At 32.6% G+C, this 23,911-nt stretch carries 20 protein-coding genes; 14 read left to right on the top strand and 6 right to left on the bottom strand.

What is annotated here, in order from left to right; genetic code table 11:
* The first annotated feature begins 312 nt into the window (after nt 1–312).
* Nucleotides 313–915 carry a hypothetical protein gene (locus tag BXU01_RS20730; protein ID WP_083695064.1) on the top strand — a complete coding sequence of 201 codons (603 nt, stop codon included), beginning with the start codon at nt 313–315 and terminating at the stop codon, nt 913–915.
* A gap of 751 nt (nt 916–1,666) precedes the next feature.
* Here BXU01_RS20730 and BXU01_RS20725 read toward each other — a convergent pair.
* Both BXU01_RS20725 and BXU01_RS20720 read right to left on the bottom strand, forming a co-directional pair.
* The gene (locus tag BXU01_RS20725) at nt 1,667–2,428 is read right to left on the bottom strand and encodes a response regulator transcription factor (protein WP_083695063.1); all 762 of its coding nucleotides are present in this window, start codon (nt 2,426–2,428) and stop codon (nt 1,667–1,669) included.
* Between the two features lie 381 nt (nt 2,429–2,809).
* Nucleotides 2,810–3,148, bottom strand: coding sequence for a hypothetical protein (locus BXU01_RS20720; protein WP_056246343.1), 339 nt, complete (start codon nt 3,146–3,148; stop codon nt 2,810–2,812).
* Nucleotides 3,149–3,264: 116 nt separating this feature from the next.
* Between BXU01_RS20720 and BXU01_RS20715 the strand changes: the two genes are divergently transcribed.
* From BXU01_RS20715 to BXU01_RS20705, 3 genes are all read left to right on the top strand, one after another.
* Nucleotides 3,265–3,501, top strand: coding sequence for a helix-turn-helix domain-containing protein (locus BXU01_RS20715; RefSeq protein WP_083695062.1), 237 nt, complete (start codon nt 3,265–3,267; stop codon nt 3,499–3,501).
* 18 nt (nt 3,502–3,519) lie between these two features.
* Nucleotides 3,520–3,996, top strand: a complete 477-nt coding sequence (locus BXU01_RS20710; RefSeq protein WP_083695061.1) for a DUF3592 domain-containing protein — start codon at nt 3,520–3,522, stop codon at nt 3,994–3,996.
* Between the two features lie 93 nt (nt 3,997–4,089).
* Nucleotides 4,090–4,557 carry a hypothetical protein gene (locus BXU01_RS20705; protein WP_083695060.1) on the top strand — a complete coding sequence of 156 codons (468 nt, stop codon included), beginning with the start codon at nt 4,090–4,092 and terminating at the stop codon, nt 4,555–4,557.
* Nucleotides 4,558–4,633: 76 nt separating this feature from the next.
* Here the strand turns inward: BXU01_RS20705 and BXU01_RS20700 are convergent, their stop codons facing one another.
* A complete protein-coding gene (locus BXU01_RS20700) occupies nt 4,634–6,121 on the bottom strand; it encodes a carboxypeptidase regulatory-like domain-containing protein (RefSeq protein ID WP_083695059.1) in 1,488 nt (495 codons plus the stop codon).
* Nucleotides 6,122–6,343: 222 nt separating this feature from the next.
* Between BXU01_RS20700 and BXU01_RS20695 the strand changes: the two genes are divergently transcribed.
* The gene (locus tag BXU01_RS20695; protein WP_083695058.1) at nt 6,344–7,141 is read left to right on the top strand and encodes a PhzF family phenazine biosynthesis protein; all 798 of its coding nucleotides are present in this window, start codon (nt 6,344–6,346) and stop codon (nt 7,139–7,141) included.
* A gap of 94 nt (nt 7,142–7,235) precedes the next feature.
* Here the strand turns inward: BXU01_RS20695 and BXU01_RS20690 are convergent, their stop codons facing one another.
* Together BXU01_RS20690 and BXU01_RS20685 are read right to left on the bottom strand one after the other, a co-directional pair.
* Nucleotides 7,236–7,643: a hypothetical protein gene (locus tag BXU01_RS20690; RefSeq protein WP_083695057.1), complete on the bottom strand. Its 408-nt coding sequence runs from the start codon at nt 7,641–7,643 to the stop codon at nt 7,236–7,238.
* Nucleotides 7,643–8,329 carry a DUF433 domain-containing protein gene (locus BXU01_RS20685; protein ID WP_083695056.1) on the bottom strand — a complete coding sequence of 229 codons (687 nt, stop codon included), beginning with the start codon at nt 8,327–8,329 and terminating at the stop codon, nt 7,643–7,645. The genes BXU01_RS20690 and BXU01_RS20685 overlap by 1 nt, the downstream gene beginning before the upstream one ends.
* 194 nt (nt 8,330–8,523) lie before the next feature.
* Here BXU01_RS20685 and BXU01_RS20680 point away from each other — a divergent pair, with 194 nt between their 5' ends.
* The 5 genes from BXU01_RS20680 to BXU01_RS20660 all read left to right on the top strand — a co-directional run bounded on the left by BXU01_RS20680 (nt 8,524) and on the right by BXU01_RS20660 (nt 14,911).
* Nucleotides 8,524–9,603: an acyltransferase gene (locus BXU01_RS20680; RefSeq protein WP_083695055.1), complete on the top strand. Its 1,080-nt coding sequence runs from the start codon at nt 8,524–8,526 to the stop codon at nt 9,601–9,603.
* A gap of 36 nt (nt 9,604–9,639) precedes the next feature.
* Nucleotides 9,640–10,395, top strand: a complete 756-nt coding sequence (locus BXU01_RS20675; RefSeq protein WP_083695054.1) for an AraC family transcriptional regulator — start codon at nt 9,640–9,642, stop codon at nt 10,393–10,395.
* Between the two features lie 63 nt (nt 10,396–10,458).
* Nucleotides 10,459–11,619: an NAD(P)/FAD-dependent oxidoreductase gene (locus BXU01_RS20670; protein ID WP_083695053.1), complete on the top strand. Its 1,161-nt coding sequence runs from the start codon at nt 10,459–10,461 to the stop codon at nt 11,617–11,619.
* Nucleotides 11,620–11,893: 274 nt separating this feature from the next.
* Nucleotides 11,894–14,209: a type IA DNA topoisomerase gene (locus tag BXU01_RS20665; RefSeq protein WP_083695052.1), complete on the top strand. Its 2,316-nt coding sequence runs from the start codon at nt 11,894–11,896 to the stop codon at nt 14,207–14,209.
* A 225-nt stretch (nt 14,210–14,434) separates the two neighbouring features.
* A complete protein-coding gene (locus tag BXU01_RS20660; protein ID WP_083695051.1) occupies nt 14,435–14,911 on the top strand; it encodes a DUF6265 family protein in 477 nt (158 codons plus the stop codon).
* Nucleotides 14,912–15,171: 260 nt separating this feature from the next.
* Here BXU01_RS20660 and BXU01_RS20655 read toward each other — a convergent pair whose 3' ends face one another.
* Nucleotides 15,172–16,332: an MFS transporter gene (locus tag BXU01_RS20655; RefSeq protein WP_055098406.1), complete on the bottom strand. Its 1,161-nt coding sequence runs from the start codon at nt 16,330–16,332 to the stop codon at nt 15,172–15,174.
* Nucleotides 16,333–16,591: 259 nt separating this feature from the next.
* On the opposite strand from BXU01_RS20655, the gene BXU01_RS20650 reads away from it, so the two are divergent.
* The 4 genes from BXU01_RS20650 to BXU01_RS20635 all read left to right on the top strand — a co-directional run bounded on the left by BXU01_RS20650 (nt 16,592) and on the right by BXU01_RS20635 (nt 23,539).
* Entirely contained in the window at nt 16,592–18,916 is a 2,325-nt protein-coding gene (locus BXU01_RS20650) for a TonB-dependent receptor (RefSeq protein WP_083695050.1), read from the top strand.
* Nucleotides 18,917–18,974: 58 nt separating this feature from the next.
* Complete coding sequence (locus BXU01_RS20645) at nt 18,975–20,123, top strand: PepSY domain-containing protein (protein WP_083695049.1); 1,149 nt, start codon at nt 18,975–18,977, stop codon at nt 20,121–20,123.
* Between the two features lie 48 nt (nt 20,124–20,171).
* Nucleotides 20,172–22,625 carry a TonB-dependent receptor gene (locus tag BXU01_RS20640; protein ID WP_083695048.1) on the top strand — a complete coding sequence of 818 codons (2,454 nt, stop codon included), beginning with the start codon at nt 20,172–20,174 and terminating at the stop codon, nt 22,623–22,625.
* A 188-nt stretch (nt 22,626–22,813) separates the two neighbouring features.
* Nucleotides 22,814–23,539: a hypothetical protein gene (locus BXU01_RS20635; protein ID WP_083695047.1), complete on the top strand. Its 726-nt coding sequence runs from the start codon at nt 22,814–22,816 to the stop codon at nt 23,537–23,539.
* Nucleotides 23,540–23,911: the final 372 nt, after the last annotated feature.

Here is a 23,911-nt window from a genome sequence, read left to right as displayed (position 1 = left end):
ATTATGGAAGAATTATTATGTAAAAAGTCCTACTATTGTAAACAAATAGCAGGACTAAAATATAGTTGTAAATCTATTTTAGGATTAAGTGTAAATATGTAAACTTTTTTCAGGACGAGACAGCTATTCGGGCACGAGCGGGACGCTCGCGCTAGCTGGAAATCTGGAGGAAGTAGTAATGACAATTTTCAATTACGAAATATCAAGCCAATTAAATTTTCTTATAATGAAAATTTGAAAATGTATAAAATCGAAAATAAAGATCAAGTTAAATTTTTCAATTCGTCAGCTTATTAATTTTATCAGTAAAAAATGACATCTACACAAATTCAATCAATTGGAAATTTTTTAGCTTATTACAAAAGAGACTTAAATTACATTAGGAAATTTCAAGAATTTAAAAAAAAACCAGATAATGCTTCAGAATATATAAAGAAAGACATTGGAAGTTTTTATTCTTTTTTAATTGAATTTCGAGTTGTTAGAAATTTTACAAGTGGAAGTACTGATAAATTACTTGATGAAACATTATCATGGGTAAATTCAAAAGAAGCCAATAATGTTGATTTATTCGCTGAAAAACTCGCTCAGACTAATCTTACTCGGGGAAATATAACAACCTCCATGGCTTCTAAAATCCTATTCTTAAATAATCCGTGGGAAATTATACCAATGGATAGATTGGCTAGAAAAACTTTAAAACAAAAGGAAAATAAATATTCTATCTACAATAACAATCTTTTGGAATTTCGTAGAAATAATGAACCAGCTTTTGAAAATTGTTTAGAATTTATAAGACCTTTGATTACTTTAATTCATAGTGATTTCAATGATCTAAGTGAACTCGAGGTTATATGTAAAAATAGAATTGTCGATAAATTATTGTGGACAATGGGAAATAATAACATTTTTTAATTTGACATATTATAAAAAAAAATCTTTGAGTATTATAAATATTTAATACCTTTGCTTAAGCGAGGAGGAACTATACAATTTCAGTATTTTTCTAGACGCAAAAAAAAACAAACGTTAATATAATATTACACAATCTGTCGTGGGTTGTTGTAGCATTATGTTAACGTTTTTTTTTGCCATATATTGAAATAATTAGCTCTTTAGTATTTAAAGAGCAATAAGATTAATGTGTCAAAAAGGGAGGCACAAAAAAAGCCAGAATTGCACTTCTGACTTTGGTCTTATTTAATTTTCCCAGATTTCAAACATCATGGAAAATACATTGATGATCTTATTGCTATTAGTTATAGCAATAAAAAAATAAATAGTCAAACTATTTAAAAAACATGCAAAAGGAGGTGAAAACCTCCTTTTATTCTATCTAAAATAATTTTCAAATATATATAATTTAATTTTTCATTTAATGAAATCTCTTAAATATTTATGTAAACTTTATGTTTAATTATGTCCTATCAGCCTGTAAATAAATCTTATGCAAATCATCCAAAACTTCCATTCTTCTTCAGGCAAAAGCTGTAAAGCAATTTCAAGTAAAGTCACTACATCATTATCAGCTTCGTTAAATGAAAACTTGCCTGATTTCGGGCATCAATTAAGCAAAATAATACTTGCTTTTAACAACGTTGAAACCATTAAATTAGTTCCCCCGCTGTCGTGAGCGTCCCGCTCATGAACGCAATCAAAATCAATTTCAAATAATCTTATTATCCAAAGCAAAAGAAAGCGCTTCGGTAAAATTTTTAACTTCAAAAGTTTCAAAAATTTTTCTTCTGTAATATTTTATCGTATCCGGAGAAACAAACATTTTTTCGGCAATCTGATTTATGGTTAAACCCTGAGCATATAACCGAAGTATTTCTAATTCTTTGTCTTTTAATTTTGATTTGTTTTTTGCAATCCAGACTTTACCGGATAAATCAAATTTCCACAAAGTATCTGAACCCTGCTTGTTTATAATAATGTTTCCGGCTTTTTTATTGTGTGAAATAGAAACCAGACACAACGATTTCCAAACTGCTCCTTCCTGATTAAGAAAAAGTGGCGTCAGTTTATGATTGATAAGAATGGGTTTGTCATATTTCCCTTTTAAATGAAAATCATACGATATGCTGTATAATTTTCGTTCGTCATTGTTAGGTAGTTTATCATAAAAATCAAATCCGGCACTGTTGATGGTTTCTAATAACTGAAGATCTTCTGCTGGAACATTATTAAAATAGAATTCATAACCCATTTCAAGAACTTCTTCTGCCGAAAAACCACATAAAAACAAAGGATTATTAGACACATATTCAAACTTCATTTCTTCATAATCAATTACATAAATACTTTGATATGTTATTTTTGCAAAAGATTTTACCACTTCCAGATAATTACCAAACTGAGATTTGTCAGCCTCAGATGTGGTTTCTATCTTGTTGCGGCTGAGTAAAGATCTTTTTTCATTTTCCATCTTATAAAAATACTAAAAACTACACAAAAGTGTAAATTGAATTTAAAATCTATTACTTTTTTTTGTACTTAGTTTTAACTTTTTTTATTATGAGAAACAAATCAGTATCAGAGTCTAGTTTAAAAGAACTAAATAAGAATAAAAAAGCGTTAAAAATAACTAGTATCGGGTTAAGCATTTTATGGATTCTTATTCTGACCTGGATCATTAGTGTAACAAAGTACAGGTTAATTTTTACGCTGTTGACTCTTAGTGTTACAACAATAATCCCTATTTTAATTTTTATATATCATATAGATTCCGAAATTAAAAAACGTAATTCCCAGAACAGTTAATGAATCACACGCTGGCACTATCGGGACGCACTAGCAATAGAAAAACTTAAACTGCATTAGACTCCAAATAAATCTTGTGCAAATCATCCAACAACTCCATTTCTTGTTCTGGTAAAAGCTGCAATGCAATTTCAAGCAAAGTCATTACATTAATATCTGTATTTGCTGTAATACTTGACAAACTTTTTGCATCATCATTAAGCAAAATAATACTTGCTTTTAGTAAATCTGAAACCATCATATTAAGTTCGTTATAACCGGATACTTTTAGATTTACGCTAAACGAATTATCACCTTTATTTTCTTGTTTTAGTCTTCTGAAATCTTTTGTTTTATTCATTAATTCAAAAAAATCTGTAGCTTGTTTATTATTTTGTATTTCCATGATAGAATTGACTTGTTTAAATAATTTAGAAAAACAAAAATACAAAATAATCGGTTATAAATAACCGATTATTTACAATCATACAAAAACAATCTATTACTTGTAATTTCATCTCCATGAATAAATCAAGAAAAACTGAAATTCCGGAGGTTGTAATACAATTAGGAATTAAGATAAAAGATACAATTGAAGCAAATAAACTCAAACAAAGAGAAGTTGCTCATGATGCAGGATTGGATGTAGAAAACTTACGAAAATACATCAAGGGTTCTCAGGAAATGAAAATAAGTACTTTATTCAAAATTGCTAAATCTTTAAAAATAAATCCAGGCGATTTAATTAAAGATTTATAATATTCAACCAATACTAAAATGAATTTTAATAAAGAACTCGGAATAATTTTATTTATTCCTTTTGCTTTCTTCATGTTTTACAAACCTGTTATTTGTTTCCTGATGTTGGGAACATTATTATTGTTTTTTGCAATTCAAAGTCTTTTGTTTTTGATTAAGATTAACAAAAACGGAATAGAGAATCATGGGAAAATTGTATCTTATGAATCAGATGAGGAAGGCTATAAAACGCCAATTATTGAGTTCCAAATTTCTGAAGGAAAAACTTTTACAGGAACGCCTTACTTTCATACATCATCAGATTTAAACAAATTTAAGTCTTACAATAAAAACATAAATAAAACCATTAAAATAATCTACAATCCAGACCATCCTGAAAAATTTATTTTAAAAGGTAATTCCAGTAACTTTGCCGTAATACTATTGATTATTGTCGGGTTAATTTTTAGTGGTATTTCAATTGGAAATTTGCTCGGATATAATGATATCTTTTAATAAATACTTAAAGTTTATACTATTTTGGGAAACATTTAATTTTACCGATTGAGAAAAATTGAACTGAGCATATCTTATTGAAATATTCTTTAAATGAAAATACCTTCAAAATTTAGAACTTTACTTTTAATTAGAGTAAACATACTTTTTTTTATATTTTATTTCTTTTGTCTTTATATCCTTTTCAGTGGTTTTAAAAATGAAGATTATGAGGTAATTATAGGATCAGTTCTATTTTTAGCATTGAGCATCTTTATCCACATTCTTAAACTTCGCACAGTTAATGAAATTGTTGTTTTAGAAGATGGTTTACAAAAAATAGCTTTACTTTCGGGTAAGGTCGAATTTATTCCTTTTTCGTCTATTGTAAATATTCACACAGAACGCATTCAAGGATCTTATAGTGATGCAGGACAAATTACTACAGTTATTTTGAAAGTACAATTCTTCTTGAAAATGGTACACAATTATTTATTAACCCCGATTATGACAATTATATGGAAATTGTTGTCGCAATCAGGCAAAATATTTAAAAAACAAAAAACTTCTTTTGTGGATTGATTTATAAACAAAAAAGCTACCAGAAAATAATTCCGGTAGCTTTTTTTTAAATAAGTGTATATAGTATTGTTACGTATTAAAAAGAACTTACATAAGTAGCACCTGCGTCTTTAAATGCTTTCCAATTAGTATTTGAATAATCTACATCGTCTACAGCTATTTTAAGCGTAGAAGCATTATTCCTGAAATTACCTCCATTAAATTTTTTGTTATTACCATTTTTTAGATTTAATGAAGTCAGGAGATTGTTATCGCAAGAAAGATAATACCCGTCTTGTGCAGCAATAAGAGGATTTTTAGAAAGGTCTAAAGAAATCAGTTTATTGTTTGAACAGTTTAAACTCACTAATTTTGAATTGTTAGTTAAATCTAAACCTGAAAGTTGATTATCAGGACAAAACAAGGTTACAAGGTTCACATTTTTGCTAACATCTAATGTAGTTAACTTATTTTCCTCGCATAAAACCATCGTCAAAGCTGTATTAGCACTCAAATCTAAGGTTGTCAGCTTATTTAGTTTACAAGATAAACTTTTTAGAGCTGTATTTTTAGAAAGGTCTAATGTAGTTAAATTGTTAAGTTCTGTCCATAATACTTCTAACAAAGTGTTTTTAGAAACATCTAGTGTATTCAATTTAGCTCCTCCGCTATATAGATTTACTAATGCTGTATTTTTAGATAAATCTATTGTAGTGATAGTACCGCCAAAACCTAATTCTTTCAACAACGTATTTTTTGTGACATCTAATGTACTTAACGGATTTCTATCACAGTACAACAATGTAAGGGCAGTATGATTAGAAACGTCTATAGTAGTAATTAAATTAGAACTAACTTTTAATGTTTGTAAAGCCAGATTCTTAGAGATATTCAGAGTTGTGATATTATTAAATGAAACATCTACTGTTTTTAAGGCAAGATTTTTAGAAAGGTCTACTGATGTTAGTTTTATAACAGAAGCAGCATATATGTCTGAACAGGAAAAACTCTCTAAAGCTGCAAAATCCTGAATTCCTGTTAGATCTGCCACTCCAGAATCATTAAGACTTAGTGACTTAATTCTGTTTATTTTATACGTAGGCACACTTCCGTCAACAGGTGCTGTATCATATCCGTATTTAATAAGTACTTCTTCAAATTTAGCATCTGGTATAAGGGTTTTTACCGCAGGATCGCCTCCCATAACAACTGGCAGCGCAGTGGTTGTTCCTGATGCTACCGTAATCGAAGTAGTTTGAGTAATATACGAAGGAAAAGAAATTACAACGCTGGCAGCGCCCACAGGAATACCGGTAAATGTAAAAGTACCATCAGCTCCTATAGTAGCACTTTTATCTTCTTTACCCGTTTGTTTCAAAATTACAGTTGCACCTACAAGAAAAGTATCATTCTCTTTTACAGTTCCTGTTACTGTACCGGTAGTTATAGCTGGTAATGTTGGCGTGTCAGGAGCATCATCTTTACTGCATGATGATGTGGTTAAAGCGATAATAGATAGAAATAAGAAAAGAACTCTGTTAAATTTTTCAAATTTAAAAAATTCAATTGCGTAATGTTTTGTCATAGGTTTTGATAGTTGATTATTTTTAACAAATAACACTATAAAATTGATTAAAAACAAATTCCTATTCACGCATAGTTTTATTAGATTATTAAAAAATTAGTTATCAAACCGAGCAAAATAATTATAAGTTTAAACAAGTAAATTCTCTAAATTTGATTTTAAATATTAAAAACCTCATCTGTATTATCCTGATACAATTTTAAACTTATATAAAATTAAAAAATGAAGACTTACTTTGTGGACTCGTTTACGAATGAAAAATTTAAAGGAAATCCGGCTGCAGTCTGTTTACCCAACTCAGAGCTAGACAGCAAAACGATGCAAAGTATTGCAACAGAAATTGGATTTTCTGAAACTGCTTTTATAAAACAAATTTCAGACAACGTTTACAGCATCCGTTTTTTTTCTCCAAAAACTGAGATTCCGTTATGCGGACATGCGACACTGGCCTCATCAAAAATTGTTTTTGATACTACTTCTTTTGAAAATATAAAATTTATTAACCGTGATAATGTCGAGCTTTTTATTGCGAAAGAAGGAAACAAAATCAAAATGCAATTTCCTGTTTATGATACTCAGCAAACAGAAGTTCCTCAGGAAATGTCAGACGCACTTGGGATTTCTGAGATTTTGGATAAAAGATACAGTCCTAAAAATAATATAATTTTAATTGAAATTAAAAGTGCAACTGAACTGGCAAATTTAAAACCTGATTTCACGGTTTTAGTAAATTCATATACCGGAATAAACGGTGTTTTAGTAACCGCAGTTTCTGATACCGAAGCTTTCGATTTTCATTACAGATATTTTTGGCCTTGGTCTGGCACTAATGAAGATCCTGTAACTGGTGGCGTTCAAACTTTTTTGACCAAGTATTGGGTACAAAAACTGAACAAAACAAAACTGAATGCATATCAGTCTTCAGCAAGAACAGGAACAATGAGTACGGAACTTCTAGACGATAAAGTTTTTATTTTGGGCGAAGCTGTAACGGTATTAGAAGGCGAATTGAAGCTCTGATAATACAAGCATAATTTTCGTAAACATGAATATCCGGATTTTTTGAATATGGTCTTAAATTAAGGCCATTTTTCATTTTATAAAGAAGAGTATTCTATTTAAGTTTCTCAAATTTATTTGCAGTGATTCTATAAGCAAAAGGTCTATTATTTTCAGCTTTCTTTTTTATTTCGGGTAAACGTTTTACCAATTGCTCCACCATTTCCCAGAATGAATAACCATTTGATGGCGGTTTGAAAAAAAATACACCTAAACCGTGCATTTTATATAATTCATTTTGATGCCTAGTAGTTTGAATTTTTAAATCCTGAGTTATAACAATTCCATTTTCTTTACCAACCAACGGAATCCAAACTTCATCTTTTGCCCCGGCTCCAAAAACTTTTTTTATAGACAGGATTTTAATCTGGATTTTTTCTTTAGAATTTAAGTGCTGCTGAAAAACATCAAAACCGTTAGCCAGGAAATGTGAAAAATTCTCATCAATATAAATATTTACCATTATGCTACAATTTTACAATATTCAATTGCATCATTTACTTGCTTAAGTGAAATTTCATATGATTCTGCAATAAATTTTTTCGTTTCTTTAGCCTTATGTAAGTTAAAAATTGTCTGTGGAAAAATATTGGTGTTTTTAATAACCGGTTGTCCAAATTGATGACTTGGATCTACAACTACACTTTTTGCTTTTCCTAATGGATAAAATTTATTTGCCAAATTATCATTATCAAAATCTAATTTATGGGCAAAAGACTTAATAAATTTCATATTCAATTGCTTGGTTGAATCTAAATTGATTAAATCATTTTCGTTTATCTCGAACACTATTCTTTTACCTACGCAATTCATTTTATTGATTATCTCAGAAATAGCAAATGGAAATGTTGTATTAAATCTTTTTGATAAATCTGAATGCGCATTTAAAATTTGATCTGTAGGAACACCAACTTCTTTAAGCTGAAAGAAAATATAAAATTCTACTAAAGTGTGAAAACTTACCGCTTTATTATTATGAATGCTCCATGAATATTTTTTACCAAGTTCACTGGCAAACCTTTTGTCCCAATATTCGTTTAGCAAACTATGTACTTTTTTATAATTTAAATTTAAAATATTTGATATATCAGGAACTGTAAAAATACCTGTTCCTAGTTCTAAATGATTTTCAAATTCAAAATTTTCCATTTCACAAATTTAGACTTTTTTTGTTGCAAAAATTATAAATCAAGAATTTTGTAGTTATTTTCTTTATTTTTGTTTTTAATATATATGTCTGTTTACTAATATAAAGTTGAGAATAAAATATATTAAGTTTACAAACAAATTAAAAGTCTTTTTTAATTTGTTTTATATAAATCCCTATCGAAAAGCCAATAAACATGACACAAACCCAAACCGAAACCTTAAAACCAAAACAACATTTTGAGATCCTCGACGGATTAAGAGGAATAGCCGCTGTGGCAATTGTAATTTTTCATTTTATGGAAATCGTTCATCCGCCAAGCGAAAATTTTATTGCACATGGTTTTCTGGCAGTTGATTTTTTCTTTTGTCTTTCCGGGTTTGTTATTGCTTACGCTTATCACGATCGTATTGACAAAATGAAAATTAGCGACTTTTTTAAATTGCGCTTAATCAGGTTGCATCCTTTGGTTATTTTTGGTTCTGTATTGGGTTTATTGGCTTTTCTGTATGATCCATTTGGCGGTCATCCTGAAACTTACGAAACAGGTAAATTGATTTTGATATTTCTGGCATCGGTTTTTCTGATTCCTTTTCCGGTTATGGCAGATCGCTATTTTAATTTATTTGGTTTAAATGCGCCTGGTTGGTCTTTGTTTTGGGAATATGTGGCGAATATTCTATACGCGCTTTTTCTTTATAAACTAAGTCGTCGTTTGCTCTTTTTATTAACCGTTTTTGCTGCAATAGGTCTTTGTTTTGTCAGTCATCGTGCTGGAGGTTCGTTATTGGGCGGATGGAGCGGAGAAACTTTCTGGGATGGTTTTGCCCGTATTTCGTATTCGTTTTTAGCAGGAATGCTCATCTATCGCTCCAACTGGATTATTAAATCAAAGCTTGGATTTATAGGTTTATCAATATTACTATTGCTGGCTTTTTTTGTGCCTTTTTCTGATTTTAATTGGCTGACAGAACCTATAATTGTTTTGTTGTATTTTCCGTTATTAATAATTTTAGGAGCCGGAGCAACATTAAAACCAGGATTTAGAAAACTTTGTGTGTTTTTAGGAAATATATCTTATCCCCTATACATGACTCATTATGCAGCAATGTGGATATTTGCAAACTATTACACCAAATACAAACCAGAAACAAATGAGCTTACTTTTGTAGTAATTACAGGAACAATTATTTTAGTGGGAATCGCGTATTTAACCATGATTTTTTATGATACTCCAATTCGAAAATACTTAACAGATAAAAGAAAAAAGGTTTAATTTTAAATTTTTCCATTTAAGTTTTAATTTTAAAAAATGAACAACGATTTCTACTACAAAGCCATAGAACCAGACGAGTCACTTCTTGACTTTGTAGAGAATATTGGAATGTTTCATAACATGTCAAACAATGACATGGAAGTTGTCCTGATGCCAGACGGAAGAATTGATTTGTTTTTTATGAAGACAAAATCAGAGCCATTTCAAATTGCACTTATTGGTCTGGAAAATGTACCTGAACAACAAATCATTCCGGCAAATACGCTGGCTTTTAAAATTAGTTTTAAACCATTGGGAGCCGAATATCTTTTGCATACTTCTATTGCCGATATATTAAATAGTGCCAAAGTTTTACCAAAAGACTTTTGGAATATTACCAACGACGATTTAAAAGATTTCGAATCCTTTCATGCCAAAATAGCCGCAAAACTAAAGGAAGTTTTACCGGACAAAATCGATGAAAGAAAACGCAAACTTTTTAAACTGGTTTATGAATCAAACGGCGAAATAAAAATACAACAACTCTCTGAAGAAATTTCCTGGAGCAGCCGTGAAATCAATCGTTATTTCAACAAACAATTTGGACTTTCGTTAAATGCATTTTGTAAAATTCTGCGTTTCAAAGCTTCATTAGAACATATTGCCCAAGGCAAACTTTTTCCGGAATTAAACTTCACCGATCAAAATCATTTCATAAAAGAGATCAAGAAATTTTCCGGCGTAGTTCCCAGCGAATTACTTAAAAACACGAATGACCGATTTATACTATTATCTGTCCTGAAAGCACAATAATTTTGTCCCAACCAAAGGCTAATAAGTCAATTGGAATAAAATTAATTTAAAACTTAAACAGGAATGTTACTAGAAAATAAACAAGTTGCCATTATAGGCGGCGGTCCCGGCGGACTTACTTTAGCCAGACTTTTGCAATTGCAAAACATAGACGTAAAAGTATACGAAAGAGATTTGAATAAAGATGCACGAGTACAAGGTTCTCCGCTTGATTTGCATGACGACTCAGGATTGGCAGCGATTCATAAAGCAAATTTATTTGAGGAATTCAAGAATAATTTTATGCCCGGGGCAGATAAAACCCTTATTACTGACGAAAACGCAAAAATATTTTTTAGCGATCACGAAACAAATGTTGAGGAAGATTTTGGCAATGAATCTTTTCGACCTGAAATCGACCGCGGAGTTTTAAGAAAGATATTATTAGAATCCCTACAACCGGAAACCATAGTTTGGGACAGTCATTTTATTTCGATGAAACCACAAAACGAAGGCTGGCTGTTAAGTTTTAAAAACGGATCGTCATTTTACGCTGATATTGTAATTGGTTCTGATGGGGCAAATTCTAAAATTCGACCTTATATTACTGATATAAAAGCCTTTTATTCTGGCATTACTATGATTGAAGGTAATGTTTATGAATCTAAAATAGCAACGCCTGCAATCGATTCTTTACTAAACGGAGGAAAAATCATGGCTTTTGGGAATGAAAAAAATTTATTGATGGGACAAAAAGGAGACGGCGCACTTGGTTTTTACGCAAGTTTTAAAGCTCCGGAAAATTGGTCAGCCAACAATAACCTGGATTATACTGATAAAACACAAATACTGGAATGGTTTAAAAAAGAATATCCGGAATGGAGCAACATCTGGTACGAGTTATTCGAGAATGTTTCGGCACCTTTTATTCCGCGCCCTATTAATTGCATGCCTTTAGATCAAAACTGGGAAGCTTTGCCTAACCTAACTATTATTGGCGATGCAGCGCATGTTATGCCTCCTTTTGCCGGCGAAGGTGCAAATATGGCAATGCTGGATGCATTAGAACTAAGCGAATTCCTGACATCTGATCATTATAAAACCGTTCAGGAAGCTATTTCAGATTATGAAATAAGTATGCGAGAAAGAGCATCAAAAGCAGCACAGGAATCACTTGAGAATGGCGAAAAAATGCACTCAAAAGAAGCGTTGAAAACAATGCTGGATTTTTTTGCCGGTGTGTAGAAAAATGCTACGATTCTAAGTTGCTATGAAACGAAATAATCTCACTATCAAAATCGACCACTATAATAATTTGGAACGGATATTCTAGATGAGATTGCTTCGTTCCTCGCAAAGACTAAACGTGTAACTTCGCCAGATAAAAAAACAAACTTAAAAAACTTCATATCCAGCTTCTTAACGACAATACAAAAAACTTAGTTTCTTAGAACCTTAGCAATTTAGTAACTTTCTTATAATAAATCCCTAATTTCGCTCTTCAAATGTAAAAGAGAAAATGAAGGTCTGTATAGCTGAGAAACCAAGTGTAGCACGAGAAATTGCATCCGTTTTGGGTGCCAATACCAAACACGATGGGTATTTTGAAGGCAATGGTTATGCCGTGACCTATACTTTTGGGCATTTATGTACTTTAAAAGAACCCAACGATTATAAACCGCACTGGAAAAGCTGGGATTTGAACAATCTGCCCATGCTTCCTGAAAAGTTTGAAACTAAAGTAGTAGAGAATTCAGGAATTCAGAAGCAATTTAAAATAGTAAAAAGTCTATTCGACAAAGCCGAAGTAGTGATAAACTGCGGGGATGCCGGGCAGGAAGGAGAATTGATTCAGCGTTGGGTAATGAACGAAGCCCATTACAAAGGCGAAGTACAGCGTTTATGGATTTCGTCCCTGACAACCGAAGCTATAAAAGAAGGTTTCGAAAATTTAAAACCTTCTGCGAACTACGATAATTTATTTTACGCCGGATTTTCAAGAGCCATTGGCGACTGGTTATTAGGTATGAATGCCACGCGTTTGTATACCGTAAAACACGGCGGTTACAAACAAGTATTGTCTATTGGCCGTGTGCAAACGCCAACATTGGCAATGGTTGTTGATCGCTGGAAAGAAATCGAAAATTTTAAACCTCAGCCCTATTGGGAGTTACAGACTTTATACAGAGAAACCCTTTTTAGTTATGAAGAAGGCCGTTTCCTGAAAAAAGAAGATGGAGAACTTCTCGCCAATAAAGTCAAAGAAAGCGAATTCGAAATTGTTTCTGTCGATAAAAAGAACGGAAATGAATACGCACCAAAACTATTCGACTTAACAGGTTTACAGGTTTATTGCAATACAAAATTTGGATTTTCTGCAGATGAAACGCTTAAAATTGTACAAACGCTGTACGAGCAAAAAGTAGTTACATATCCCAGAGTTGATACGACTTTTTTACCAAACGATATCTACCCGAAAGTACCGGGGATTCTGCAAAGCTTAAAAAAATACAGTGAATTAACGCAACCGCTTTTAGAAAAAAAGATTAAGAAATCGCCTAAGGTTTTCAATGATAAAAAAGTTACGGATCACCACGCGATTATTCCAACCGGAATCGAGAGCAATTTGCAATACAATCAGCAGCAAGTATATGACATTATTACCAAACGTTTTATTGCTGTTTTCTACGACGATTGTTTGGTTGCCAATACTACAGTAGTAGGAAAAGCTGCCGATGTAATGTTTAAAACTACCGGAAAAGAAATCCTAAAAAAAGGATTCCGCGTTGTTTTTGAAGACCCAAATGCCAAAGAAAAAGAAGCCGATCTTTTACCCAGTTTTGTTGTGGGAGAAAAAGGTCCGCATGAACCTTCATTTTTAGAAAAAGAAACCAAACCGCCCAATCAGTTTACCGAGGCAACTTTACTTCGTGCAATGGAAACGGCAGGAAAACAAGTCGACGATGAAGATTTACGCGAATTGATGAAAGAAAATGGTATAGGCCGTCCGTCGACACGAGCAAATATTATCGAAACACTTTTTAAACGTCAGTATATTGTTCGAAATAAAAAGCAGGTTTTACCAACGCCAACAGGGATTCAGCTTATTGATACGATTCAGAATGAACTGATAAAATCGGCTGAGCTTACAGGTTCTTGGGAGAAACAATTGAAAGATATCGAAAAAGGAACTTTTACCGCCGGAGCTTTTATAAAAAACATGAAGCGAATGGTCGAAGCTTTGGTTACCGAAGTACGAAGTGAAACCAGACACGCTAATATTTCCCACGCCGGAAGTGTGCAGAAAGAAGTCGCTAAAGTAGAAAAAAAGAAAGCTGACGGAATTTTAGCAGAAACCTGTCCGAAATGTCAAAAAGCTAATTTGATAAAAGGAAAGTCCGCTTACGGATGCGGTAATTACAAAGCTGGTTGTGATTTTGTTTTGCCTTATACTTTTGCAGAGAAAAAAATAACCGAAAGTCAGTATTTAAGATTAATCCAGAAAGGATCAACCGTAAATATAAAAGGTTTTAAAACTGAAGAAGGAACTGTGGAAGGTTTGATACGTTTTGAGGAAAATTACAAACTCAAACTAGAAACCAAGAAAACAACTCCAAAGGCAAAACCAAAACCCGCTGCAACATCTGAACCAGACGCTCTAACTTGTCCGAAATGTAAAAAAGGAACAATCATGAAAGGTAAAACCGCTTATGGTTGTGGCGATTATAAATTAGGTTGTGATTTTAAAGTTACTTTTGATGATGTAAGAGCCAAACTAAAAGATCAAAAACCAACTAAAGAATTGGTTTATTCTATATTGAGTGAAAGTGTTTAAAAATTTTTAGCCACAGATTATAAAGATTAAAATGATTTTTGTTTCACGCAGATTGGGCAGATTTGGGCAGATTAAATTTTGATTTTAAATTATACAAATCTGTGAAGATCAGCTCAAATCTTTTTAAATCTGCGTGAAATAAAATTCGTATAAATTAGTGAGATTTGTAGCTAACTTTTTTTTCATAATTTAGTATTTCAAATTAACACCAAAAAATCAAAATATATGTTTCAAAAAATTACTCTTTTAATTCTTTTCGTAGCCATTGTTTCTTGCCAGAAAAAGGAATCTGTTGAAAAAGATAAAATCAAAATTGCTGATTGGCTTATTGGCAACTGGGAAAATAAATCTACTGATGGCACACTTTCAGAAAATTGGATCAAACTAAATGACAGTACTTTTAGTGCTGCTTCATACTTTATAAAAGGAAAAGATACTTTGCATTTCGAAAACATTGTTTTGGCTCAAAAAGGAGAAACACTAACCTATTTTGCAACCGTAAAAGGTCAAAATGATGATAAACCTGTTGCATTCAATTCAACTGCAGAATCTGATAAACAATTGGTTTTCGAAAATCCAAAACATGATTATCCTCAAAAAATCACGTATTCAAAAGGCGCTGATAATACTATAACAGCTGAAATTTCGGGGAAATTAGATGGAAAAGTTACAACGGAGAAATTTGTAATGGCGAAGAAATAATGATTTGTAAAAACTTGTTTTCAACAATTGGAATCAAGATTCTTATAATGTAATATTATTTACATTTGCTACATTTTTTTAAACTAAAGTCCAGCTCTACACTATAGATCATTCCTTCGGAATTTTAAAGTAAGAACCTTCTGTTCTATTTATTTTGTAAGGCTGGACTTTAGTCCAGTTTAAACACTAACAAAACTAAATAAAGCCATAGAACCTCAGCAACTTAGTCCCGAAGCCTCGGGATTGAAACTTCAAAAAAACTACTCGTTCTCCCCTATTTTATTCACCATAAAAATCATCAGTATACCTAGAAATGCCATTACCAAAAATGCGAATTTCATACTTAAGTATTCAGAGATAAAACCAACCATTGGCGGCACCAATAAAAAACCAAGGTAACCAATTGTTGATATAGAAGTTAACGCAGAACCACTGCTCAATTTTGAAGATCTTCCAGCAATGCTAAATACTAATGGAACTACGCAGGAAACCCCAACTCCGATTAAGACATAACCAAAAATCGTTGGATAGATAAAAGGCAATAGAAAACAAATTGCAAATCCTACCGTGATAAAAATACCGCTGTAGAGCAAAATTCGTTTCGTACCAAATTTCATTACTCCATAATCTCCAAACAAACGCCCTAAAGTTACTGCGGTTGCAAAAAATACAAATGCCGCACTGGTTAACTTTGGAGAAGCGTGCAATATATTTTCGAAATAAATTCCGCTCCAATCATACATGGTGTTTTCGCAAGCCATAGATACAAAACAAATTATGGCAAACTTAATCAGGTTTTTTTCCGGCATCGAAAAGAACTTCTTCTTCACCGGTACAGGCTCATTATGAATACTTAAAGGATAAAAACAAGCAGTAAGCGCCATCATAAAAACACTTACTCCCAATAAATGATGTGATGGTGCAATATGCCTTGATACCATTACATAACCTAAACCTGCGCCCGAAAAAACCGCAATACTCCAAACGGCATGAAAACGGGTTATGATCGATTGCTTGTATAATTTTTGAACCTCAAGCGATTGTGCATTAATAGATAAATTAAAGATATTACGAGAAGCCCCAAAGATTAAAAGTATAATGACCAGCTGCCATACAAAACCGGCAAGTCCGGGTAACGCAAGAACAATGTTAAACATTACTGCTCCAAGCAACATGATGTAACGGCTGCTGTATTTGTTTAATAATCTTCCTGTAAAAGGCATTGTTAGCATCAAACCAATAGGAAAGGCGAATAAAACAGTTCCAAATTCAGCTTCGGATAAATGTAATTGTGCTTTTATATGCGGAATTCGGGAGACCCAGGAAGAATATCCAAATCCGGAAAGGAAAAAAAATACAGTATTTGCTATTCTAAATCCTCTGGGCGTATTTTGAATTTTTTTAAAGAAAGGTAAAATCATGAAGTAATTTTTCAGACTGCAAAATTAAGGCATTTGAAGTGTAACTTCTACCCTTTTCAAATTTTTTAATGAACGTAAGAATTTTAACTCATTTGAAAGTCATCACAGAAATCTTTTAAAAAAACGGAGGAAAATATAACAAAAAGTACAATAAATCAAGCTAAATAATATTTGTTAAGGAAATATTAATTTTTACATTTGCATTGTTTTTATTCATTCTAAATAAAAATAGAAACCTTAACCAAATTTAATTTAAAAAATGAAATACTCTACTGTGAAAACGTATCGTTTTCTATTTACAATCAGTTTTCTTTTCTCTGTTTTTTGTTCATTTGCGCAACAAAACTTCGGAAAAATAAAAGGAACAATCACTACATCTGACGGAGATGCAGCAGCTGGCGTAAATGTTATTCTTAAAAACTCAAAATATGGCACTACCACAAACGACGATGGTAGTTTTGAACTGAACAGAGTACGACCAAATACTTACACGGTACAAATATCCTTGACGGGTTACGAAACTACTGAACAAGATGTTGTGGTAACCGAAAATGAAACAGCAACTATTAATTTGCAATTAAAAGTTTCTAACAAAGAATTGCATGAAGTTGTTGTAAACGGCAAGAAAAGCATCTTATCTAAAAAAACAGATTACGTTGCGAGAATGCCACTAAAAAATCTCGAAAATCCACAGGTTTATAGTGTGATTCATAAAGAACTTTTGCAGGAACAAATAGCGATAGATATAAAAAGTGCTACACAAAACTCTCCAGGTGCTGTGCCGGTAAGTTATCCTTCAGGAGGAGTGGGAATCACTTTTAGAGGTTTTACAACCGGAATTAATGCCAGAAACGGTATGGAAACAGCAACAAACCGTTCTTCTGTAGATCTGGCAAACGTAGAACGTATCGAAGTACTAAAAGGTCCATCCGGAACTTTATTTGGTTCAACTGTTTCTTCTTTTGGAGGTGTTGTAAATCTGGTAACTAAAAAACCGTTTACAGCAACTGCAGCAGAAGTATCTTATACTATGGGAAGTTTTGGTCAAAACCGCCTTACTGCTGATGTTAACACGCCATTAAACGAAGATAAGACAGTTTTATTCAGAATAAATATGGCTGCCAGTACAGAGAAAAGCTTTCTGGATTATGGTTTCAGTAAAACTTTTGCCATTACTCCCAGTCTTACTTTTAAGGCAAATGATAAGCTGACTTTTAATATTGATGCTGAATTAATTAATTCGAACAATACCAGACGTACTTATAACCGATATGATGCTGCTTCAGGAATTACAAATCCCGGAGATCTAAAAATTGGTTACCGCAAAACTTTGTTTTATGATGATAACGATGCTAAAACTTCGGCAAATAAATTTTTTGCTCAGGCAGAATATCAAATTTCTGAAAACTGGAAATCAACTACTTTATTTTCTTTTGTGGGAGAAAATGTAGATCGCAGTTACCAGACTTATCTTCTTTGGACTTCTCCTACAATGGCGTCCAGAAGAGTTGGAAATTGGGGACCTATTTATGATAATTATACCAATATTCAGGAAAATATTAATGGTCAGTTTTCAACAGGAAGTATCAAACATAAATTACTTATTGGAGCAAATTACAGTTTCAACAAAAGCGGTTTTTCATCTGGTGTAACTCCATATCTTGATACTGTTGATGTAACTGATACTTATGCCCCGCTAAGAAGAAAAGCGGTAGATGCAGTATTAACCCAAACTGCTTATCCTACAGATGGTACGGATACTTTTAGTGTATATGCATCTGATGTGATTAATTTTACAGATCGATTATCGACTATGTTGAGCTTACGTGTGGACCGTTTTAATCGTCCTGAAGTTGAGGGAACCGAAGGATATCATCAAACAGCATTATCACCAAAATTGGGATTAGTGTATGAGTTGGTTAAAGATCAGGTTTCGGTATTTGGAAATTACATGAACGGATTCCAAAATTCTGCTCCTGTAACACAGCCAGATGCTACCAGATTAGTTTTAGATCCAATATATGCTGTACAATATGAAGGTGGTGTAAAAGCAGAAGCTTTCAATAAAAAATTAAGTGCTACTGCTAGTTATTACAACATTAGGATTGACAATGCTACAAGAGCAACCGCAGACGGCTTTACAGTGCAGGATGGTGTACAGGTAAGTAAAGGTCTTGATCTTGAAGTAGTCACTAATCCAATTTTAGGTTTGAGTATCGTTGCCGGATATGCCTACAATGACAATCGTATCGTAAAAGCATCAGACGAATCTATTGAAGGAAACAGGGCTACAAGTTCTCCTGAAAACGTGGCAAACTTCTGGGCAACCTATACGTTGCAAAATCAGTTAAAAGGTTTAGGTTTTGGTGCTGGAGCCAATTATGTGGCTAAAAATTATATGTTTGAAGATAATGTTTTTTACATCCCATCTTACACGACTTATAACGCTACAGTATTTTATGACCAGCCAACCTGGAGAGTTGGAGTAAAATTCAACAATATATCAAACGAAAAATATTGGGATTTTTACGGAAATTCTCAGGCACCAACAAACTTTTTAGTAAACTTAACCTTGAAGTTTTAAATAAATATTTTATCAAAAACACCTCTGTATTAGAGGTGTTTTTTTAATAAATAAGGAAATGACCTTTAAAAAAATCATTCTTAAAATTCATTTATGGCTGGGTTTAGGCTCCGGACTCATTATCGTTATTCTGGGTATTACGGGTTGTATTTATGTTTTTGATGAAGAATTGAGACCTATTGTATACCACAGCAGGTATTATGCAAATGAAATAAAACCAGAACAAAAAAGCCTGGCAGAATTACTAAAAACTGCTCAGGATTCTATTGGAAATGACAAACCAATAAATGCAATCAGAGTACGAAATCAAAAAGATGCTACCATACTATTTTATGCCAGTAAAGAAAGAGAAAACAAAAATGCTATTTGGTATTGGGACACAAGAGCATACAGTTATACGATATACATAAATCCGTTTACAGGAAAAATTCAGAAAATTGAGAACACTACAACCGAGTTTTTTGAGGTAATTGTATTTCTGCACTGGAGTTTATTATTGACAAATAATATTGGTCAGCCTATCGTGGGTATTGCTGTAATCATCTTTATTATCTCCCTGATTACCGGAATTATACTTTGGTGGCCAAAAAATAAAGCTGCAGCAAAACAGCGCTATTGGTTCCGCTGGAAAAATAACACACAATGGAAACGAAAAAATTATGACCTGCATAATATTCTTGGCTTTTATGTTACGCTTTTTGCATTGCTTATTGCTCTTACAGGATTGGTATGGTCATTTAAATGGTTTGACAATAGTATAAAGTGGCTTGCGAACGGAGGTCAGACTATCGAAAGAAAGCAAGAAGATGTAGCATCTGATATTTCAAAAAATCAAAATCAAAATTTATTAGATAAAATATATGCTGCCGTACAATCTGATTATCCAAATGCAGAAGGTTACACTTTTTCGATGCCCGAAGATTCTTTACAATCGCAATCTGTTTATGTCGATAATGGTGGGAATTTCGGAATCGTAGCTACCCAATTTGATCAATATACGGGAGAATTATTAGAAAAGAAAACTTTTGCAGACCGAAACAACGGCGATAAGCTTCGGTCCCTTAATTATGCCATTCATTCAGGCGGAATATTAGGTTTACCAGGAAAGATAATGGCTTTTTTTGCTAGTTTTATATGTGCGAGTCTTCCTATAACCGGATTCTATATTTGGTGGGGAAGAAATAATAAAAAGAAGAAAACGAAATAATAATACTTAAAAATCATTTTTTAATTACTAATCTAACATCTTAACCAAATGAATTACTCAAATTTAAGATTGCCTAAATTCATATACCTTATCATTGTGTTTTTTGCTTTAACAACTTTATCTGCACAGCAAAATAACGGCAAAATTAAAGGAACAATCACAACATCTGACGGTGAAATGGCTGTTGGTGTAAACATCATTCTTAAAGATTCAAAATACGGCACAATTAGTAATGAAGATGGCGCTTTTGAGTTCAACAGAGTAAAAGCAAATACTTATACGCTACAGGTCTCCCTAACAGGTTATGAAACCTTAGAGCAGGAAATAACTGTTTCTGCTAATGAAACCTCAATGCTTAATTTGCAGCTAAAGGTTTCAAACAAACAATTAAAAGAAGTTATCATTACAAATAACAGGGCTAAACTTTTCCCGAAGCAAAGTAATTATGTTTCGAAAATGCCCTTGAAAAACATCGAAAATCCACAGGTTTATAATGTTGTTTCGGCTGATTTATTAAAAGAACAAGCGATTACAAATTATGAAGATGCCATGAAAAATGTACCCGGAATTCAAAAATTATGGGAATCTACAGGTCGTGGCAGTGACGGAGGTTCTTATTACTCTTTGCGTGGTTTCGAAACTCAGGCGAATATCGTAAATGGATTACCGGGTTTATCAAACGGAAGCTTAGATCCTGCCAATATTGAAAGAATTGAAGTGATGAAAGGTCCATCAGGAACTTTATTTGGCAGCAGCTTAATTAGCTATGGCGGACTTATTAATACAGTAACCAAAAAGCCATACACCGGTTTTGGTGCCGAAGTATCTTATCTTGCAGGTAGTTTTGGACTAAACAGAGTTACTGCAGATGTAAATACATCTGTAGATGACACTGATAATGTCGCTATTAGAATTAATGTAGCTTACCAGACTGAAAATAGTTTTCAGGATGCCGGTTTTCGTACTTCCTTTTTTGTAGCTCCTGTTTTATCTTATAAAGTGAACGAAAAATTATCTTTCCTGATTAATACAGAGTTCATGCAGGAAGAAAAAACAACTCCTTCGATGTTATTTTTAGGGAGAAATTCTCCTGTACAATATGCCAATGTTGCTGATCTTAATTACAACACAAAACTTTCCTTTTACAGTAATGATTTGTCTATAAAAAACCCAAAATACAATTTGCAGGGTCAGATGAATTATAAAATATCAGATCAATGGACTTCGCAAACTGCAATTTCAAGAGGTTCTACAAAATCAAACGGATATTACTCATATATCTACGACAACGAAAATGGCCAGCGTGATTTTAGTATTTTCATTACCAGAGAGCAGTCCCAAACCGCAACAACAGATATTCAGCAAAATTTTATAGGCGATTTCAAAATTGGCAATATGCGTAATCGCCTTGTGGTTGGTTTAGATTATTTTTCTAAAAACACTATTTTTAATGGTTCCGGCTGGGGTTGGATTTACAATGTAAATGCACAAGGTGGCATTAATTATATAGATCCTGAAACAGGAGCTGAAGCAACCGTAAAACGTTCTCTGACCCAGAGTTCTGTCGAAGATTTACTTTCGTCCACCGGAGCTCAAAATAACAATATCAAAGATGCAACTTACAGCGCGTACGCCTCTGATGTAATCAATATTACGCCAAAATTAGTTGCAATGGCAAGTTTGCGTCTCGACTATTTTGATACAGAAGGCAATATCAAAACAGATACTGATGATTATAACCAAACCGCTTTATCTCCAAAATTTGGTTTATTGTATCAGCCTATAGAAGATAAATTAGCTTTTTTTGCAAACTACATGAATGGTTTCAGAAACTTAGGCCCCGCACAAACAGCTAATCCTGACGGAAGCAACCCAACCAGCAAATCGTTTAAACCGGAACACGCCAATCAGTTAGAATTTGGAGTAAAAGCAAATCTTCTTGGTGATAAATTAAATGCAACTGTAAGCTACTATGATATAAAAGTGGCAGATCTTGTGACAGCAGATCCGGATAACTTTTACAATAGTTTACAAGGCGGAGAAGCTCAGAGTAAAGGTTTTGAATTTGACCTGAATGCTAACCCGTTTAAGGGATTCAATATAATTGCGGGATATAGTTACAACGACAGTAAAATTATCAAAGGAGACGAAGCAAATGTTTGGTTAGAAACCGGGAAAAGACCAATCTGGTCAGGGCCTGAAAACTTAATCAATCTTTGGGCTACTTATAAATTTGATTATGGAACTCTAAAAGATTTTGGTTTAGGTTTTGGAGGAAATCATGCCAGCGAAAATGCCATTCTGGATAGTCAGGTTACCGGAAAATTTGTGATTCCGTCTTATACTGTAATAAATGGATCTGTTTTTTATAACGTAAACAAATTCAGAATTGCATTAAATATAAATAATATTGCTAACAAAGAATATTTTAATGGAGGCTGGTCTACGATTAATCCTCAAAAAACCAGAAATATTGTAGCTAGTTTTACTTATAAGTTTTAATACCGATAAAACTTTTAACATCAAAAAGGAACTGATTCAAAAATTAGTTCCTTTTATTTTTTACGACATGTTGTGGCGGTAATCTTTAAACTTTAACAAGCCTTTTTATCTGTTTTATTTTTAATTATTCTAAATAAGACTTAAGTTTGTAAAAATATAAATCAATACAAAAATTTAAACTTCATCTTATGAAATCTAAAACTTTAAAATCAATAGCATTTTTACTTTTAATGTTAGTTGCCAGTCCTCAATTATTTGCTCATGCACTTTGGATCGAAACTAAAGCAACCGGAACAAAAGGAAAAGCACAAGAAATTTCAGTTTTCTTTGGAGAATTTTCAGATAATGATATTACGCCTGCTGCAAAATGGTTTTCTGATTTAAAAGATTTTACGTTAGTCGTTATTAGTCCATCAAAAAAAGAGACTAAACTTACTGCAACAGCTTTAGAAAATAAATATCAGGCCTTTTTTACACCAGATGAAGATGGTGTTTATACAATCGCAATGCACCATAAAGTAAAAGATGTTTACGGAACTATGGTTTTAGATTATAACTCAAGTGCAACTGTTACTGTGGGTAACGCTGCAAAAGGAAACGAAGCTGCTGCAAATACAAACATCATCAGCTTATTTTCTAAAGATGCAACAACGGCAAAACAAAAAGTAAAGGTGAACGTAAATGCTTTATACGAAGCTAAAGTTGCCAAAGAGCAAAAAATGAAAGTTATCGCTCCTAACGGATGGGAAAAAGAATTATGGAGTAATGAAAACGGAGAAATTTCGTTTACACCAATCTGGCCAGGAAATTATATGGTAGAATTTGCTTATACAGAGAAAACTGCCGGAGAACATAATGGTAAAAAATACGACGAAATCTGGAAAATGGCTACGTATTTAATCACAGTTAAATAAGCATTTATTCTATTTATTATTACAACCTAAACCTTGTTTCTTTTTGAGCAAGGTTTTTTTATGCCTTACATTAAAATACAATTATAAACAGATTTTTTGTTTGGGCGTTCCCTCCGGTCGGGCTATCCGCTAAATTCCCAATAAGTAAAACTACGGCTAAAAACCCTTGTTTTTCTAATTGCGAGATACCGCTTCTATCCCTAACGCAAACTTGGGTAAATAAGAAATATAAGATTTCAAAAAGCCACTTACATATAAAGGATTAAATCGTTACAAACAAAATCTTAAGCAAATCTTAAGACAAAACTAAGCAAGGTTTAAGTGTGAAAACTTATCAATAAATTTTGTTAAAACAAGTATGTGAACTTATAT

Origin of the sequence: [Flexibacter] sp. ATCC 35103, from assembly GCF_001975985.1 — a bacterium.
In the GTDB taxonomy this organism is placed as follows: domain Bacteria; phylum Bacteroidota; class Bacteroidia; order Flavobacteriales; family Flavobacteriaceae; genus Flavobacterium.
The sequence above is the reverse complement of the archived record's forward strand: the minus strand, read 5'-3'. Positions and strand labels throughout refer to the sequence as shown.

Bases quoted from the DNA above. Each gene is read 5' to 3' on its own strand.
- BXU01_RS20685 (WP_083695056.1), bottom strand. From the start codon at position 8,329: ATGGAAAATTTTGAATTTGAAAATCATTTAGAACTAGGAACAGGTATT.
- BXU01_RS20635 (WP_083695047.1), top strand. From the start codon at position 22,814: ATGAAATCTAAAACTTTAAAATCAATAGCATTTTTACTTTTAATGTTA.
- BXU01_RS20675 (WP_083695054.1), top strand. From the start codon at position 9,640: ATGAACAACGATTTCTACTACAAAGCCATAGAACCAGACGAGTCACTT.
- BXU01_RS20680 (WP_083695055.1), top strand. From the start codon at position 8,524: ATGACACAAACCCAAACCGAAACCTTAAAACCAAAACAACATTTTGAG.
- BXU01_RS20705 (WP_083695060.1), top strand. From the start codon at position 4,090: ATGAAAATACCTTCAAAATTTAGAACTTTACTTTTAATTAGAGTAAAC.
- BXU01_RS20730 (WP_083695064.1), top strand. From the start codon at position 313: ATGACATCTACACAAATTCAATCAATTGGAAATTTTTTAGCTTATTAC.
- BXU01_RS20655 (WP_055098406.1), bottom strand. From the start codon at position 16,332: ATGATTTTACCTTTCTTTAAAAAAATTCAAAATACGCCCAGAGGATTT.
- BXU01_RS20710 (WP_083695061.1), top strand. From the start codon at position 3,520: ATGAATTTTAATAAAGAACTCGGAATAATTTTATTTATTCCTTTTGCT.
- BXU01_RS20690 (WP_083695057.1), bottom strand. From the start codon at position 7,643: ATGGTAAATATTTATATTGATGAGAATTTTTCACATTTCCTGGCTAAC.
- BXU01_RS20725 (WP_083695063.1), bottom strand. From the start codon at position 2,428: ATGGAAAATGAAAAAAGATCTTTACTCAGCCGCAACAAGATAGAAACC.
- BXU01_RS20715 (WP_083695062.1), top strand. From the start codon at position 3,265: ATGAATAAATCAAGAAAAACTGAAATTCCGGAGGTTGTAATACAATTA.
- BXU01_RS20670 (WP_083695053.1), top strand. From the start codon at position 10,459: ATGTTACTAGAAAATAAACAAGTTGCCATTATAGGCGGCGGTCCCGGC.
- BXU01_RS20645 (WP_083695049.1), top strand. From the start codon at position 18,975: ATGACCTTTAAAAAAATCATTCTTAAAATTCATTTATGGCTGGGTTTA.
- BXU01_RS20650 (WP_083695050.1), top strand. From the start codon at position 16,592: ATGAAATACTCTACTGTGAAAACGTATCGTTTTCTATTTACAATCAGT.
- BXU01_RS20640 (WP_083695048.1), top strand. From the start codon at position 20,172: ATGAATTACTCAAATTTAAGATTGCCTAAATTCATATACCTTATCATT.
- BXU01_RS20720 (WP_056246343.1), bottom strand. From the start codon at position 3,148: ATGGAAATACAAAATAATAAACAAGCTACAGATTTTTTTGAATTAATG.
- BXU01_RS20665 (WP_083695052.1), top strand. From the start codon at position 11,894: ATGAAGGTCTGTATAGCTGAGAAACCAAGTGTAGCACGAGAAATTGCA.
- BXU01_RS20700 (WP_083695059.1), bottom strand. From the start codon at position 6,121: ATGACAAAACATTACGCAATTGAATTTTTTAAATTTGAAAAATTTAAC.
- BXU01_RS20695 (WP_083695058.1), top strand. From the start codon at position 6,344: ATGAAGACTTACTTTGTGGACTCGTTTACGAATGAAAAATTTAAAGGA.
- BXU01_RS20660 (WP_083695051.1), top strand. From the start codon at position 14,435: ATGTTTCAAAAAATTACTCTTTTAATTCTTTTCGTAGCCATTGTTTCT.